This window comes from Candidatus Uabimicrobium helgolandensis (assembly GCF_041508025.1).
Classification (GTDB): domain Bacteria; phylum Planctomycetota; class Uabimicrobiia; order Uabimicrobiales; family Uabimicrobiaceae; genus Uabimicrobium; species Uabimicrobium helgolandensis.
In genome coordinates this window covers 3,581,359-3,599,747 of record NZ_CP165719.1, presented here as the reverse complement: position 1 = coordinate 3,599,747, position 18,389 = coordinate 3,581,359, and the positions used below count along the sequence as shown (strand labels likewise).

At 35.3% G+C, this 18,389-nt stretch carries 6 protein-coding genes; 1 reads left to right on the top strand and 5 read right to left on the bottom strand.

The window, feature by feature from the left end; genetic code table 11:
• Nucleotides 1-2: 2 nt before the first annotated feature.
• The 5 genes from pulA to UABHE_RS13140 all read right to left on the bottom strand — a co-directional run bounded on the left by pulA (nt 3) and on the right by UABHE_RS13140 (nt 15,512).
• Nucleotides 3-2,699, bottom strand: coding sequence for a pullulanase-type alpha-1,6-glucosidase (gene pulA, locus UABHE_RS13160; protein WP_372370803.1), 2,697 nt, complete (start codon nt 2,697-2,699; stop codon nt 3-5).
• A complete protein-coding gene (locus tag UABHE_RS13155; protein WP_372370802.1) occupies nt 2,696-9,685 on the bottom strand; it encodes a hypothetical protein in 6,990 nt (2,329 codons plus the stop codon). The genes pulA and UABHE_RS13155 overlap by 4 nt, the downstream gene beginning before the upstream one ends.
• A gap of 7 nt (nt 9,686-9,692) precedes the next feature.
• Nucleotides 9,693-12,680, bottom strand: coding sequence for a bifunctional serine/threonine-protein kinase/formylglycine-generating enzyme family protein (locus UABHE_RS13150; RefSeq protein WP_372370801.1), 2,988 nt, complete (start codon nt 12,678-12,680; stop codon nt 9,693-9,695).
• Nucleotides 12,681-12,695: 15 nt separating this feature from the next.
• Entirely contained in the window at nt 12,696-14,267 is a 1,572-nt protein-coding gene (locus UABHE_RS13145; protein ID WP_372370800.1) for an ATP-binding protein, read from the bottom strand.
• 747 nt (nt 14,268-15,014) lie between these two features.
• Nucleotides 15,015-15,512, bottom strand: coding sequence for a hypothetical protein (locus tag UABHE_RS13140; RefSeq protein WP_372370799.1), 498 nt, complete (start codon nt 15,510-15,512; stop codon nt 15,015-15,017).
• A gap of 147 nt (nt 15,513-15,659) precedes the next feature.
• Between UABHE_RS13140 and alaS the strand changes: the two genes are divergently transcribed.
• Entirely contained in the window at nt 15,660-18,305 is a 2,646-nt protein-coding gene (gene alaS, locus UABHE_RS13135; RefSeq protein ID WP_372370798.1) for an alanine--tRNA ligase, read from the top strand.
• Nucleotides 18,306-18,389 lie beyond the last annotated feature (84 nt).

Below are 18,389 nucleotides of genomic sequence, written 5' to 3'. Positions count from 1 at the left end.
TCTTACCTCTCTTGTAAATAAACGGTGCAGCTACGCTGTGGTAACATTAATTCTTGGTAATGTACATCTTTACTAAAATTACTGGTAACTGTGTGATTTTGACCTGCAACTGAAATAACAACAGGTTCCAACATTGCAGGGTGAATTTTCCATGAAGTTTGCTTTAATAATTCATGAGAAAATTTTACTGAATTAACATCGGCATTAAATGCAACGATCACTTGTGTGTATTTACTATCAAATGCTAAATCACTATTGTCGATTAACATAACAATAACACCTGGTAAATTCAATGAATTAACATTTAAGAATTTTATTCTTTTGATTATTTGTTGTGCATTTGCAAGTCGAAATAGTTTAGAGCTATAGCGAATTTTAAGCAAGCGTAAAAATTGCGCAAAGCACTCTATAATATCTGGTGTTGTCGCTCGTAGATTTTTATCTAGTAGTCGTGGACGCCAAAAATCCCACTCATGATAGTTTTTTTCTCTACAAGGAAGTCCTACTCCCCAGTTATTTGTAGCGTAAGTAAAATCCAATCGATTAAACCAATCACCTGAGTTATAGCTGTCTCCATCACCCGATTTCGAACGTGCTATTTCAGAACCAGCATGGATAAATGGAATTCCTTGTCCCAAAAGCACTAAACTTAAACCTAAAGTTTGCATTTTAATACGTTCTGATGTTGTGACTGTTGTTTTTTGAGTATCTCGTAGTGTCGCTTTAGCGCAAATTTGGTCCCATAGCGTATAGTTATCATGTGCAGAAATGTAATTGATACATTCATAAGGTTGTGATGTATAACCACTAGGAGCTCCGCGATAATCTATTTCGTAACCATAAATATTTTTATTAGAGTTTTGATACAGTGGGAAATCGGCAAGGCCTCCTGCTAGGGATATACGAATGTTGTTGGCGTAGTTGAGGAGGACTTGTTTTTGTTGCTGTAAATCAGCCGTAATTTCGCTGTTGTTTTCACAATGATTATAGTCATAGAAAAGGCCTGTGACAAATCCTTGGTCGGAGCGCGTATGATGTTGAAAATTACCACCACGTGCTGTGTCGCGCAAACGATCATTAAATGTACCAATTCCTGTACCACGTGCATTTATTTGGTTCATTACTTTTTGTGGATGAATGTTGTGTAAAGAACCAAATGTCCAACCTTCTCCGTAGAGATATATTTTTTTACCATTTACACCATCTTTATCTAAAGTGAGCTTATCTAAAGCAATGCGTATATTATGTAGATTATCTATGGTATGGTGGCCCATAAGGTCAAAACGAAAACCGTCTATTTTGTAGTGTTTTGCCCAAGTAAGAAGGGTGTCAACCATCAGTTTTTCCATCATAATTCGTTCCGTCGCAGTATCTGGACAACAACTACTATTTTGTACATAACCGTTGCGATCTAAACGGTAATAATACCCTGGAACTATTTTATCTAGTACCGAACGAGAGTCTTGACCACTTGCATGTGTATGATTGTAGACTACGTCCATTACAATACGTAGGCCGATTTTAGATAGGGATTGTACCATCGAGCGCACTTCTATGATTCGCGAATTTCCCTGAGGATTTGTAGCATAGCTTCCTTCAGGAACTCCGTAATGGAAAGGGTCGTATCCCCAATTAAAGCCATCGTCCACACCGCTGAGTAGTTTTTGAGGTATTTCTGAATCTCGTGCTAAATTTTCTGGTATTTCTATGTGTTGTTGTTGCGATTTATCTTCATTGATTGTTGCAATGTCAAAGATAGGTAACAAGTGAACATGGCTTAATCCATAATTCGATAAGGTTTTTAAGTGCTTCATCCCAAAAGATTTTTCTTCGGTGAAAGCCATAAAGGTTCCACGATATTTCTCTGAAATACTAGAATCATTTATGCTAAAATCGCGTACGTGTAATTCATATAAAGATATGTCAGTAAAGTCTTCGAGAATTGGCTTATTGACTTTGTCCCATCCATCAGGTTTTAAGCATTTATCATTTAGGTCAACAATTTGGCTGCGCTTACTATTCTGAGCCAAGCTAACAGAATAAGGATCTGTCACCATATTTTTTTCAATGCGATTTGTGGCTGTGGTAAAAACTTCAACTTCATACAAGTAAAACTTATTTTTCCATGATAGTGGACCTTGTACTTGCCACAATCCGTTTTTGATGTATTTAGTTGTAAAAATTTGTTTTTGCGGTGTTTGCGCTTTATCAAACAAATGTAATTTTACTGATTTTGCGGTCGGAGCCCACAGACGGCAAATCACATTATTGCCATCAAAAATCACTCCTAAATCACCATCGTAGTGAAATAGCTGATCTAATACTCCCCAAGTTTGTAAAGTTGTTGCGTATACAACTTGTTCGTTTTGCACTGCTGTAAAAATCAATTGCTGCTGTAGGAGTTCACGAATTTGTTGTTTTTTTATCGTTAAAGTGAACTGTGTATAGTCTTTTAAGTAACTAGGTACTGCTATTTTGTCTTTGCTAACGCTAAGCTCTATATACGGAGAGTTTGTTAAATTACTATCGCCATTTTCAATATGGTACATGCGGCAGTTATTTATATACTCTTGTTGCGGCAATTTGCACAAAATGGTTTGTGAATTTAACCAATATGCTTTAGCTTGTTGAATGTTCAGATGAGTTGTTTGCGACATTATCCATCCTAAAAAAATATACAAAAACACTATTTTTTTCACTTATTCTCTCCTAGTGCTTTTATTAAATAACGCAAATCTTTTGCTGACTCTTCTTCTAGAGTTAGAATGAACTTACTTAAAAACTCTTTTTCTTCTGTTGAAATGCTTTCAACTATCTCACTTAGTTTAAGAGTAGTTTCTATGCGCTGAATTTTGGTGTTTATATCTTTTTCATTCTCAATGTGTTCTAAGAATTCTTTAACATTAATGTTCAATAATGAAAGAGTTACTGAGTCTATATACTGGTTTCGAGTAACACGCGCTCTATAACAGCCTATTTTGAAATCAAACGCTTTGAATGAATGAAATGCTTTAACCTTGGCAACCTTCGCTTTATTAAGATATTCGACTATTGTCATTTGGTTTTCATTGACTTGTTGACCATCTTCAAATACTTCAATTGAATATGTTTGGCTATCAATGAGAAATGTATTTTCAATAATTGATTCATCTTTTGAACGCACAACGATGTTACCATTTTTTAGAATATCGTTGAGAGTAAAAGCATATGTTTTGGTCTTGTAAGGTAACACAGTATATATTTGGTACATACTTTGTCCTGGAGAGAGATTTACCTCTACCTGAATATCGCCGAATCTTGATGTTTGGATCGTTGCTGTGTATTGCCCCGGTACAAGTTCTAGCTCTTCGTTAAGTTCACCGTTATGTATAACGCCAACAATAGTTTCTTGAATGTTATGTTGTGGATCTATAATTTGTGGATTTAGTTTTACTGGTATTGGTTCTAAGCGAATATCTTCTACATTTTCTTCATCTGAACGTAAATGAGTTTGTGTTGTGTAGTCTTGGTAGCCTCTAGCAGTAACTTTTAGTGTATATTCTCCTGGAGGGAGCATTACTATTTTTTGATAATCAAAATCGATTCTTTTCTCGTTTGAATTAATGATTGTTAATTTAAGGCCTTGTAGTGATTCGCTTTCAAAGAGATTGATTTCTAGTTTTACGTTTTCAATTTCCAGTAGTATTTCGTGCTCAAAAAGTCTCTGAGATGGTTTTACATAAATAGATTTTTTTTCTGTTCGGTAGCCACGAGCTTCTATAAGTAAATTCCAATTTCCTGGGAGTAACTTTTGCTCTACGTTTGCTTTCAATTTAAATTCTTCTTGGCCTTGCGTTGCTGTAATTACTGCTCCAGGAATGTCACTTTTGTCTTTTTTTATTTTGAAAAAGATAGGGCGTAACATTGCCATTATTTTTTCTTCTAAAACAAATGGTTCTTCTTTTGGAAGAATATTGATATCTTTATTTATTCTTTCGAAACCATCGCATTGTATATCGAGGTTGTATTCTCCTGGTTTGATAGTTTTAGGATTCTCATGCTCGCCAAGTTTAATAACTCCATTAAAATCAAAGTTTGGTATACCTGTATTGATTTTATGAGAAAATTGTCGTTCTTTGGCAATGATAGGAATGGCGAGTTTTTGTGGTTTTTCTCCAGGAATAATAACTATTTCTTCTGAAAATTCTTTGAAGCCTTCAACTTTGATGACAAAAGTATATTTATCAGGATTAAGTTTACTCGGATTCTCTATTTGTTGTCCCTGTTTTGTTGTAATAGAAACTGTGTCTTTTGCATAATACCCAGTGTCTGCTTGTAAATCAAATTCTACTACGCGTTCTTTTGGTAACAATTTTACTTGAAGCCGTTTGACATCTTTATCGTTGTCTAGGGTTATTTCCATTTTTTCGATGTGGTAACCTGGCTTTTTAATTTCGATTTTATGAACGCCAGATTCTATTTCACTGCCGTTTTTATATTGAATTTTATCGATAAAAAACATTTCGATATCGATAAGACGGCCAGATTTTTTATCTTGACCATTTATAATAAGTTCGCATTTAGGTTTGTCCACTTGGCGTATAAAAAACTTAGATGCAATTGACTCACTCGCAAATCCCATACTATCAATGCTTGTTAGTTGGCAATAAAAACTACCATTACTTATTCCTCGTAATTTATGAAAGATAGATTTTGGAGTCTCTGCTTCAACATCTTCAGATTGTAATGGAATACTTGGCGTATCGCGATTAAATACTTCTAGTGTGTATAGATTAATACCTGTAGTTCCTTGCCATTCCAAGGGAATAGCATTTGTTGCAATAATGAGTCCATCTTTATCTGGAGAAATCCATGTAGGAGGAGTAGGGAGAGACCTTGGTGGAGAAGGAACTTGCCCTTTTTTAACCGACGAACCTTGATTTTTACCTACAGAAATAGTTTGCCCACCTGAAGTTAGTCCTACAGAACCTTGGTATACAGAAAGAAGAGATCCTTCGTCTTGGACGCCTACACGGAACTTTTGGCTACTTACATCCACTTTGTCAGCATCAGGTATAGCTATTTTTGGAAAACTTTGGCCTTGAGATGTTTCACTCGCTTGATAACTAACTTCACCTTTTTTGACGTCTATTTGGTTGTCGTATGAGGAAGTAATCATACCTCTTCCAACGCTTTGAATATAAATATTTGCTGATTTGTATAGCTTTACCGTGGAACCATTTTTAGTTTGTAGTACACAAAATCCTCCTGGTGATACTTGAACATTTTGCGATTGATAAACAAGAGAATTTTCATTGACTTTTTGCCCATCGACAGTAACAACTCCGGATATAGATAATATTTTGAAAGATTGTGTTTCTTTGACTTTTTGCCAGTGCCAAAAACCAAACAATATAAAATATAATGCGCAAAAAGCGAGAATAAGACGCCGTTTATGCTCTTTGCAAAATCTTACAAGGGATGTCCAGTAACGTTGTAAAACGACCTCTAGTCTTTCAGGGTAAATAGTAATTTGGCCCTTACCGCTGGCACCGCCTACTTCCATTTCTAAAAATTCAATCTCTACGTTTTGGGCTTTTTCATCAAACTGAAAAACAGTTTTTGATTGGGCCATACCTTCGTAAAAGGTAAGATCCAATTTACGAGGAATTTTTTTGGTAATATTGTTTTTACTGCTACACAAATACACTCGCTTACCGTGGTAAGTAGTGTCAACTTTACCATTGAGCGAAACGGAAAAATCAAATGCAAATGCTTCAAGCATTCGTGGTTTGTCATTGGTTGAAAAAGTAACAACGCGACCGCAGGGTTCTACTTGCCACGCTGAGTTATTTGTTGTGCAAGTCGACTCGACTTTATAATATTCGTCTTTATATTCCAAATGTGCCATTAAACTATGAGATCCTAGTGGTACTTTGTCACTAAGCGCTACCATGAGTGGTACAACACCAGTATCGCCAGGTGCTATCTTTGTCGCTTTTTTCTGTGCCGTGATCTCGTAACCCTCTTCTACTTTAGTGTCGTTGAAGTAAAAATTAATCTCAGCGTTAGTTACGGTTGCGGTTGTCTGTCCGATATTTTCTATTTTAAGAGAAACTATATAGTTACTCTCATTCCACTGAACTTTCTTGTTTGGAATTGTAACTCCGGTAATGGATAATTCAGCAGGGGCAGGAGTAATTTCCATAGGGAAACGGCTAGTACATTTTGAACTTCGAAGTAAAATTTGTACATTTTCTGTTTGGCGTAAGGTGGAACGGTAGCACAAATTTTGAACATCTATCTTGACTTTACCTTTTTTGAATTGCTGAGGTTTAATGATAAATGGAGCATTATTCAACTGTAAAGAACCACTGCCAATAGCTTCCACGGTTACTTTATCTGAAAAATCTTCTTTAAGATTGGTAAATTTATCTTGGGCACATACAATGAAATTGCCTCCAAATGGACGGCAAGCAACTTGTTTTTGCGCGCATATAACATGCAAATGATCTATTTCTGCAGCAACGCATTCTGGAAATGTGAGCATTGACTCTGCGCGGCCAGGAGCTGGCAAAGAGACATCAAAGGTATAGCGATTTTCGCTTGCATATAAACAAAAAACAGTATCAGTTGTTGCAGAACCCTTATGAAAATTTAGGGTAATATTGTCGGGCACTGTAGGAGGAAATTCTTCATGGCGGTGTTCACCTTTTATTTTCAAAATACTTTTGCGATTGTATGTTTGGTCAAGTTCTCCGTTATGCCAAACCTCAATTTCAATTCCAAATTTTTTACCTGCAACAACATTTGTTGGCATAATAAAATTTAAGGTGCGATTTTTGGGTTCTATTTGCAGGGAAAATCTATTCTTGTAAGAATAGGAATTTGTTTCTTGTGAGCTAAGGTCAGTTGTTTCAACAGTAACGTAACAAGGAAATGTACCTTTCTTGAGATTTTCAGGTAAAGAGCATGAATAACGATGATGGAAGTATTGTTGTCCTTCTATTTGTTGATTTTGTCCCAAAGGGATAGAACAATTTCCAATTGTCAGTGATAATTTATTTATTTTTAAAGAAGTATGTCCATTGTTATATAAATGTAAATCAAAATCTATTTTATCGCCGCACTCAACAATAAACTGGTCGCAAACAAGGCTTTTGCATAACAAAGTACCTTTTTGTAGAGGAAAATTTATTTGATGTTTGGTTTGTACTTTGTCGCAAGAAAAACAAATATAGGATTCCTCATCGCAGTTATTGTCTGGGAACAAAAACAATTTTTCCAAATAACATTTGCCATCAACAAATTGTTCTCCTGGCAGTATAGAGGAGAACCCCTTGTTGTAAAAATTTAGATTTTCACTAGAAAGAATGACATCTTTAGCAAAATTGTTTATGGTATTCCCAAATGCATCTTTTGCCAATATATAGTTTTTTTCTAATGATGCATCTTGGGGGTCTATGTGAATGTCAAAGCATTGTAGTTTTCCACTTAGAATTTCGCATGTAAATGTTCCTTTGGCGCCTCCCAACGAAGGATCTTCTATTTCAATTGTTACCGAACGTTGCTCATTAAATTGTAAGATTTTATCAGTACATGCTTCTCCATTTATAAAATCTAAGGTTACTTTACTAACTAAATTTTCGTTTTCCTTAATGTCGTTGTAGAAAAAAGAAATTTTCTTCTTACCGGAGTAAGTAGTATCCACGTTTTCTTTGTGTTTAGATTGTATAGAAATAGCAAATTTCTGCCCTACAACAACATCATTTTCCATGGAGGAAATAGCAAAAGTTCGTCCTGCCTTTTCTACTAAAAAACCGCTTATTTTATCTGAGTCTGCGTAGTGTTTTTCGTTTGTGATTGGGTTGTATGCACAGAGAGAAAGCTGTAAGTCCATTTCTCCTGTCAAAGATAATTTTTCTGTTAAAAGACTTACACTAAGTTCATTGTCATTATAAATAAAAGGAGCATCTATTTCTTTTACCTGATCGGGAAAATGACCATATAGGACTTTTACTTTTTCTAAAGAAAACTGCGAAGGTTCTATCAAAGCGGTTAAGGTAACTTCTCCTTTTTCTCCTTCAAGAATGCAATTATCAATTAATTGCATATTACTAAGTTCCATGTGGCATTCTAAAGAATGCATTTCCCATGAATCTGTGGATTTTATTTTTTGGTACGCGCACTGTAAATTTGCTTTTTGCGAAACATTATCTACTATACATGACATACCTGTCGATGTGAGATCGAGAACACCATTAACCGTTGGAAGTAGAAGAGTTTGTTCTTCTTTGCTATTCAGGTAACCATTTTCCACAGATAATGTAATGTTTTCATTAAAATCATCTATGAAATTGCCATAAATGTCAGTGACCTCGATAGTATTAGTTCCAGTTAATTTCTCTCCATTTATTTGAGGAGATGTAAGTTGTATATTTAATTGCAAATCTTTACTAGGAATAATTTTTATGTTTGCTGTTTCTCCAAGCACTTCTTCTTGATGCAACATAACAATAACAGCATCTGGTTGGCTGGCAAAACTGCAAAAAATATTTTCCGTTTGTGCAATTCCATCATTAAATTTTAACTTATACTTCTCTGGAAATTTCACTTGTTTATCGTTTGGTGATTTTTTGGCATCAAAGCAAAAAGAAACATCAAGTTCCTTTGTAAAAGAAGTGGCAAGTTTCTCGCTACACATAGCTTTTATTTTTAATGAAAAACTTTGTCCAGCAATCACCTCTTCACAGTCACTTTGAAGAATAAAATATACTTTACCTGTTGAAGGTAGTGTTTTTTCAATGTCCTTCACAAATGTTTTTCGGACATTTGGCAATTGTGCCACTACCTTAACTTGTCCTATCATTTTTTGTATATTGTCCTCTGTGTGAGGAATGCTAAAAGGAACATTATACTTACTGTGTGCAGTGATTTTCGTATCGCGAAACGTTTGTCCCCAGCTAATATTTTTATTTTGCTGTGAATCGAAAGCAATGGAAGATAAGACAATATCTATTTCGTTGTTATTTTCAAGGACGATTTCTCCTTTTATATCTTCTTCTGGATTACGAGGAGAAAAAACAATATCACTGATACGAATACGTTCGTCGGCAACACCATTTATTTCTTTTAGAGTCAGTTGGCATGTTGTATTTGTGTGCTCGCAAAGAACAGCTTTGATTTGTGTAACACCGCTGTATACGTTTACTGTGTAACCCACTGTAACTTGACCATTTTCTTTAGTTACAGTTGTTACTTTATGACTTTTTCCGCGTTGTCTTTCAATAGTAAGTTCTACTTTTTGTCCTGCAACAGCTATATTGTCGCGATCAATCGTACGGATTGTGATATGAACAATTCCTTTGCCGTCAGCAGTAATCGTATTTTGAGATAGTTTTAGTTGTAGTTTTGCTGCATGTATTTTCGGAATTTCTATTGGTATGTGGCATTGCTCGCAGTTAATACGAGTGCCATAAAGATTACTCGTTATTCTTTTTACTTCGCGGCAATAAGGACAAATCGATACTACAGTTTGCTCTACTTTATTAAGTATGGCAAATGGAGGTATTCGTTCTGGTGGCTTAGGAATAGTAAGCTGTCCACTACATTGCGTACAGCTTCTTTTTTGCCCAACTTCTGAAACTTCGTTAACTAACTTAGCACAGCAAAACGGGCAAGCGAAGAAAAACATATTTTTTTGCATGGTAACCTCATTGTTTCTTTATTTTGACTGTTCTACATACGCAGCGAAAACCGATAAAACCAATGTGTTCTGGTTCTACTCCGTGGCTAACATATGTCTTTGCTCGGTCAATTGTACCGTTAAAATGACTGCCTTTTACAAGATATTTGCCATTAGCAAGAAGAGTATTTGTCCATTCAGCTACATTACCCGCCATATCATGGACTCCGTAGATACTCTGGTCATATGGAAAACTTTTTACTTTTGTGACTCTACCAAATTGTTGGTTTGTAGCTAAATTAGCAAGGGAGGAGTCTTTTTTGTTTCCCCACGGAAAATTCCGACCATCTGTACCGCGTGCTGCTTTTTCCCATTCTTTTACGCGAGGTAAATCAAAACGTGTCCCTGTCACGCGACTTTTCCACTTACAAAAGTCCTTTGCTGCATAATAATTGACTCCAAAAACAGGAGCTTCTTCTTCTAGCCCAAAGCGCAAATTGAGATCCTTATCCCACAAGACTTCCCAGGCATTTGCAATCATAACACGAGGAATGTGCTTATCTGTACCTAGGGCGCGAAAAAATTGTTTATAATTTCTAAATGTTACCTCTGTTGAGTCTATAAAAAAGGACTTTACAGATACTTGATTTTGGTAATCATCCATAAGTAATTTTGCCCCGACATAAAACTTTCCTTCTGGTATAAAAACCATATTTTTAGGCGCTTTCTCTGTACGGAATATTGGGATATCCAGATGGGCGTTAGTTTCAAGATTGAAAGGAAAAGAATATTGATTCGTTTTTAGTACATAGCTGCCAATTTCAAGTTTATAAGTATCATTTTGTACGAAATTTTTAAGATTTTTTGCCAACAGAAAACCATCTTTCTTTATTATACGAAATAAGGTAATCGCAGCATTTGGTGTATTTTTGATATGAATAGATCCATGATTATTAATTTTACTTGTTAGATCTTTTAACTGAGAATTTAACTGTACGGCTTTGTTCAATTTGTCGCGTATAGTAGAAAAATCTTTGTAATCTCTTTCATGAAATAGTTTCTGTGCTGAATTTAAATAATTTTGAGCAAGAATCTTTTTTGCTTTTTCATTGTCCGGAGAAAAATCTAAGATATTTTTACACAATGTTGTGATGCGCTGTTCACATTCTTGTATACGCGCATTGATTTCTGTTGCTTGTGATAGCAACTCTGAAACAGAACTTTTGTTTTGCTCTTCATCTTTACGTAAAGTATCTAGTACTTGAGAACGTTTTTCGCGGAGCGTTGTCCACCGTTTTTGCGAATAAGCAGCTTGCTTAATGATTTCGTCTATCCAGTACGTTCTCTGCATTTTAATTGCTTGTTCACTTGTAACAGCACTCGATGTGTCTCCAATAGAATAACTATATGCCAAAAGTAGGGCAGCCACAAAAATAAAAGAGACAATTGCAATATTTGCATTGCGAGCAATCATTTTTTCTAGTTTATTGAACCAGTTATCGCGTATTGCTTTTACGGAGTGACCTTCCATAAAAAGACGTATATCTTCGCGAAGTTCTTTGATAGAAAAGTATCTGTTGTGTTTTTCTTTAGCCATAGCCTTAAGTGAAATAGCCATTAGTTCCCTAGGAATTGGATCTTTATTGTAATCATAGCGTTTTTTTTCTGCAGGTTCATTAATTACCAACTGAACAATTTTTACTAAGTTTTTAGCGTTGAAAGGAGGAGATAAAACAAGAAATTCGTAAAGAATAGCTCCTAGAGAATAAATATCAGTACTTTCGTCCATCGTTTTTGTTTCGCCGCGTGCTTGTTCTGGAGACATGTAACGTGGAGTACCGATAATACTTCCGTCAACAGTTTCATCAATAAAATCTACGGAAAATTTCTCTTCTTCTTCTTCTCCTTCTCCTTCTTCTTCTCCTATTTTTTTGGCAAGTCCCCAATCTAGAACTAGAACTTCGCCAAATTCTCCTACCATAATATTTTCAGGTTTTAAATCGCGATGGATTATTTTTTTACTATGAGAAAATTCTAGTGCGTAGCATATGTTTTGAATAATTTCTAAACGCCGTATAAGAGTATATTCCTTACTTTCGGGTGTTTTTTTTCTAAGGTTGTCGATGATGTCTGCGAGAGTAACACCGCTAATCATTCGCATGGTGAAATATAAGTCATCCAAAGAAGATATATCGTATATTGTTACTATATTTGGATGTTCAAGTAAACCACTAATACGAGCTTCTCGCATAAAGCGGTATCTTGTAGCGTTTGTTATGTTGTTACCCTTAATCAATTTCATGGCCACTTCGCGTTGTAATATATTATCGCGCGCAAGCATAACAACGCCCATACCACCTTTACCAAGAATTTTCTTTACTTGATACCGCTCTTCATTAGGAATTATTCCAAGATTTTCAATGGTTATATCTTGTCCACTTGTCGATTTACCAAGTGTGGCACCAATACTTTTTACTTTTTGGTTCCACGAATCTCTTCCTGATGATTTCTCCTTTGATTTATTGTCGACGGCGGTTTTTTTATTTGCGTTGGCAGGTTTTTGAGCTTGTTCAAAAAGACTTCGTTTGTTGGAAATGCTTTTAATAGTGTCTGAGTCTGGAGTGGAGGAATTTTGATTTGATCTCACTATTTCAGAAGGTTTACATTCTTCTTTTTCTTTAAAGCAATCTTCTGCGAAATTAACATCTATTGTTTTTTGGTCAATATTTTTTAGCTTTAATACAGAAGGAATACTTAGTTCTTCTGAAGAGTTTAATATCGTTTCCTTACTTTCCTTGTTTTCCCATTCAGGCATTGAAGGAATATTTAGTTTTGTAGATTCTGTTGCCTGTTCGTCTTGTTCTAGTTTGGAGGGGGTTGATTTTGTAGCATTACCCTCTTGTTCATTACTATTTTGGAAATCTTGTCTTTGCGTGACTTCATCGCCACTGTTTTGAGTACCATCATCTTCCAAATTGCACTGCGTTTTTTCGAGGTCATCTCCTGACTTTTCCATATCTAAAACCTTCTATCAATTTTTTGGTATTTTAAGGATAAAGGTTGTACCTTTACCTAGTTCACTTTTCATTTCCAATAATCCCTTGTGATCTTTTTCTATAATTTTTTTGCAACTAAAAAGCCCCATTCCTGTTCCTGTATTTTTAGTTGTGAAGAATGGCTCAAAGATTAAACCTTGGTATTCTAACCTGATCCCTGGACCATTGTCTTTAAACGTAACAACAATATAATTATTATCTTCGTGTGTATTTACTTCTAAGGTTGGTTGTTCTTGGCCTGCCATTGCTTGTATTGCATTTAAACATAAATTAATAAATACCTGATCTAAACGATTTACATCCATACGTATAGAGGGAAGATCTTTGGCGAAGTTTTTAACAACAGAAACCTGTTGACAACGTGCTTCAGTTTTTATTAATTGTAAACTTTGATCTATTTTTTCATTAATATCACCAAGAGCCAGATTAATAGGGTCTGTTCGTACAAGCGAAAGTAATTGTTGTGTTAAAGATTGAAGTCTTTCAATCTGCCTTTCAAAAGCTTCGCGTAAGCTAGGGTCAATCTGATCGTTTTTAAGCACCATATAGGAAACACCAAGAATAGGTGTTAAAATATTTTTCATGTCATGAGAAATGGCTGTCGCTAAAGTACCAACAATAGATAATTTTTCATTTTTTACTAATTGCTCTTGTGCGTTCTTCAGCTCTTCGTGTTTTTGTTGTAATTCTTCATATAACTTAATGTTTTCAATTGCCAGTTCAGCTTGTCTAGCAATCGCTACCAGTAATTGTAAGTCATTTTCGTGAAATTTTTGTTCTTGTCTTGAGTCAAGATAAATAACCGCAACTACTTTGTCTTTCGATGTTAAAGGAACACACACAGCTGCACGCGTCGATAAGCGGCGTATACTTTCTTGGTCTCTGTAGTCTTCGTCGTTTTCTGTGTCTTCGATAAGAATTGCAATGCGATCGTCAATACATTTACGCAAAATTGTATCGCTGATTGTTACGTTTGTCGTATAGTTTTTTATTACTACAGGCGTTGAGAACTTATTCTCTTCGACTAATAATACAAAGGCTCGTTCGGCATCAATTGCTTTTATAATAATTTCGACTATTGCTTCTAAAAAGTTTTCCATACTCAGTTTGCCAACTAAAGACTTTGATACTTTTTGCAAAACGAGTAGGTGCTTTTTTAGAGTATGTGCGTCTTCGTGGTCTATAAGTAGATTTGCTGTGGAAATTGTAGAGAAATTTAAGTGATTAGTCGACGAGGAGTCGATAGTAACAGATGTTTCTTGTTCTATTAAAATAGAAAACTCTGTTTGCCCTACGGTAAAAACATTACCGATTTTTAGTTTAGCGAAATCTGTTCTCTCGCCGTCAATCCACGTACCATTAACACTGTTTAAATCTTGTACAGTATAGCAAATTCCGTTATGAGTGATTTCGCAGTGACAACGTGATATTTTAACATCATCTACTAGTCGGATATCTTGATCTGCTCTTCGACCAATGGTTATTCTGTTTTTCTGTATGTCGAATACTCTACCTTTTCCAGGACCAGATAAAATTTGCAGTCTCAAGGTTATTACCTTTCAAAACAATTACATTAGGAAATTAAGTTCAAATGATCAAGGGTGTTGAAATGCCCTGTGTATATAATATATAATCATTATGGCTTGTGCCAGTAGAAAAAGCTAGTACAGTGTTACAAAAATTTTTGTATATTCTAGGGAGTGTCATCAATTAGATATTAATAACTATCGTAATCGTAGCGGTAGTCGTGACCTGCCCCTGACTGTAATCGAATATTTCTTGAAAAAAAATCGCAACTGTTTGGTTATGATTACAGCTACAATCACGATTACGGCTAGGGTCACAGTCACGAATGTTTTAATTGATGACAAACCCTAATCTATTCAATTTTTAGTATGATTGTTTCTCGCTTACTGAAAACGTCAGTTTAAAAATGGAAATCTCTGTATTGTAGTAGAACGTGCTGACGTTTATCTTACTTATAATTTAATTCTTTTATGGGTTAGCTTGGTTACTTTTCAGTGGTGGAGCATAATTTGCGCTTTTAAAATTCTTCGTTACTCCCTAAAACAATTTATGCCAGATAAAAGTTGAAATGCCGAGACGCCTTACTCAAAAATAATGTATTAGTAAAGAATGTAGAGAAAAATAATTTGGCAAATTTTTTTCCTTAGTATCTCTGAAATAGTTTTGTCTTGAATCTAAAATTAATGGTCAGATTGGATGAAAACAAACGATGTTATTTTTTTGTAAAAGCGCATAAAAATACTCCAAAATTAATTTTGGAGTATTTTTTATTGTTTGTTATAAAGATTTGCTGTAGCTATTTGCGTTGTATGTATGGGGATATTTTCTTGTAGTTGTAGTTCTGTAATTTTTTCTTTGTATTCAAGAGTATTTATTTTAACAAACTTATAATGTATTTTTCCCTTTTTAGACAGCTTTGTAAAAAAATGTGTAAGCTGTTCTTCGCTTATATCTTTAATATTTAGGACATAAACAGATTGTATTTTTTTATTTTTTTGTGCTAAACTTTTACGTACGCTAAACGATAATTCATTTAAATTATCAGAAGATTTCGGTATATTACTATGCAGATCTTGATAAAATTTTTCCAGGTCGTTCTCTGCAATAGTGCGTTCGTTTGTTTCTTCTATAAACATTAGTGCATATGGAGCGTACTGAATCACCATAGGAACTACTTGTTGTAAAAGCATACCTGGGAGCTCAAACAACACACATCCTGGAGACAGGATACATATTAGTAAAACAAAAACTATACATTTTTTCATAGAAAACCACATGTTTGATAGAGTAGTCATAACTTATGAGCAACAATTTTAGAGTATCAATAATATGATACTACAAAAGGAGTTATGATTCTAGATAAATTTTTATTTCTGTAGGGCGCGCCCTAGATTTAGATTAAGGTAGTTTGAATGAAAACCTCAACGGAAATACGCAATCAATTTTTAGATTTTTTTAAGAGTAAAGACCACAAAATAGTAAGCTCTGCACCTGTTATGAACCACGGAGATCCGACGCTACTCTTTTGTAATGCGGGTATGAACCAATTCAAAGACATATTTCTTGGTACACGACAAACTAACGAAAATAGAGTTGCTGATACGCAAAAATGTTTGCGTGTTTCGGGAAAACACAATGACCTTGATGTTGTCGGGAGAGACTCTTATCACCATACTTTTTTTGAAATGTTAGGTAACTGGTCATTTGGAGATTATTTCAAAAAAGAGGCTATTTCTTGGGCTTGGGAGTTTCTAACAAAAGTACTTGAAATACCAGAAGAACGTTTGTGGGTATCTGTATTTGGTGGTGATGAAAAGGATAATGTACCTGCAGATGAAGAAGCGTCTAAGATTTGGCTAGAAGCAGGTGTGTCAAAAGAACGTATATTGTCTTTTGATAAAAGTGACAACTTTTGGGAAATGGGAAAAAGTGGTCCTTGTGGGCCTTGTTCCGAAATTCACATTGATCGCGGTGAAACAGTAGGAGACTTAGCACTCGCTACAGATCCAGTGCTTGGAGTTAATGGTGAAAATGATCGTTTTATTGAGATTTGGAATTTAGTATTTATAGAATATAATCGTAATGAAGAAGGACAACTAGAGTCTTTACCAGCAAAACATGTTGATACTGGTATGGGATTTGAACGCTTAGTCGCTTACTTGCAAAACAAAAAATCGAATTATGATACTGATTTATTTGCACCTATTATAAAAGAAACGGAGACTTTGTGTAATTTCAAATACTCTGGGCAAGAAACGCTAATATCAGATATTGCTTTTCGCGTTATTGCTGACCATATACGAGCGTTAACGATTGCTTTTTCCGATGGAGGTCTTCCTAGTAATAAAGGTGGAGGATCGGTACTACGTCGCATTCTAAGGCGTGCTTCGTTATTTGCTAAAGAGTATTTAAATATAGAAGAACCTTTTCTTTACAAGCTCGTTCCTTGTGTTGGTAAAATTTACGAGGATATATTTCCTGAGATTTTGCAACAACAAGATCATATCTCACTGGTTATCAAAAGTGAAGAGCCATCATTTGCAAAGGTTCTCGAAAACGGTGTGACTCTTTTTAACGAGCTACTTGAAGAAACTAAAAGTAAAAACGCAAAAGAAATCTCAGGAGAAAAAGCTTACTCTCTATACGAGACACACGGTTTTCCTGTTGACCTCATCGAGTTAATGGCGGAACAAAATTCAGTAAAAATTAATGATGATGAATGGCAAAAAGCAGAGCAAAAACATCGCGAGCTTTCTCGAGGTAAAGCGTTTAACTATAGCTTTTCGATGACAGAAATAGAAGGTTTACCTGCGACTAAGTTCAATGGTTACGGCAAACTATCTGGCCAAGCAAAATTATTAAAACTTATTGGTACTGATAAAATAGTTTTAGATCGCACCACATTTTATGCTGAGTCAGGTGGTCAGGTTTCCGATACAGGTATGATTACTGGTAAGAGTTTTGCTTTCCAAGTAGACGATACACAGAAACATGGAGAAATATATGTTCATTATGGACAACTTGTCGAAGGGGATTTGTCGCAGTTGCCACGATGGGTAAGTACTCATGTTGATAAACAAAGACGCCGTAATATAATGGCAAATCATACTGCAACGCATTTGTTACATTCTGCTTTACACCAAGTTTTAGGGGAACATGCTGTACAAAGAGGTTCTGAAGTTTCGCCACAGAGATTGCGTTTTGATGTATCTCATCCGCAAAAAATTACCAAAGAGCAAATTGTTACCATTGAAAGAATTGTCAATAGTGCAATAGCTCAAAACACAAGAGTAAGCCGTCGCGTTTGTTCTCTAGAAGAGGCAAAGAGTAAAGGTGCAATGGCGCTTTTTGGCGAAAAATATGGTGATAAAGTACGGGTTGTTTCTATTAGTAACTATTCGATGGAGTTATGCGGAGGAACTCATGTACACTATACTGGCAATATCGGTTGTTTTAGGATAACTTCTGAAGGTGCAGTGCAGGCAGGAGTACGTAGAATAGAAGCGGTAACTCGTAGTGCTGCTATTGAAAATATACAAGAGGTTGATTCACTAGTTGATTCTGTACAGACGCAATTAAAAGTCAGTGGACCGCAATTATTAGAAAAAATAATACAAATGCAAGATGAAATCAAGTCTTTGCGTAAAGCTCAAAAACAGCTAGAGCAGCAGCAAGTAAAAGCTCAAAGAGATGTGATTTTACAAAATGCGCGTCAAATAAATGATGTAAAAGCTATTTTTACAACTTTAGATCAAGCAAAGGTCGAAAATTTACGCGAAATGGCTGATTTGATGCGTAAAAGTTCTAGTCCTTGTGTCGGTGTGATTTCATGTGAGAAAAATGGTAAGTTGCCTTTAGTTGTATTTTTATCCGATCATCTATCTGAGCACCCTAAACTTCATGCTGGTGAACTTCTCAAACAAATATGCGGGCTTTTAGGTGGAGGTGGCAATTCAAAAAGAAAAGATTTTGCTCAAGGGCAGGCTATTAAATTGGACTTGCTTGAGGAAGCGCAAGACTTGGTAATGAATTACATCACCACAGCAACACAAGTTTAAAATTGTAAATGAGTTGTGATAATACCCAAGCCAAACCATTGACTTGGGTGTTTAAAATGAACTATTTCTGTCAAAATAATCCAT

Bases quoted from the DNA above. Each gene is read 5' to 3' on its own strand.
- alaS (WP_372370798.1), top strand. From the start codon at position 15,660: ATGAAAACCTCAACGGAAATACGCAATCAATTTTTAGATTTTTTTAAG.
- UABHE_RS13150 (WP_372370801.1), bottom strand. From the start codon at position 12,680: ATGGAAAAGTCAGGAGATGACCTCGAAAAAACGCAGTGCAATTTGGAA.
- UABHE_RS13155 (WP_372370802.1), bottom strand. From the start codon at position 9,685: ATGCAAAAAAATATGTTTTTCTTCGCTTGCCCGTTTTGCTGTGCTAAG.
- UABHE_RS13140 (WP_372370799.1), bottom strand. From the start codon at position 15,512: ATGAAAAAATGTATAGTTTTTGTTTTACTAATATGTATCCTGTCTCCA.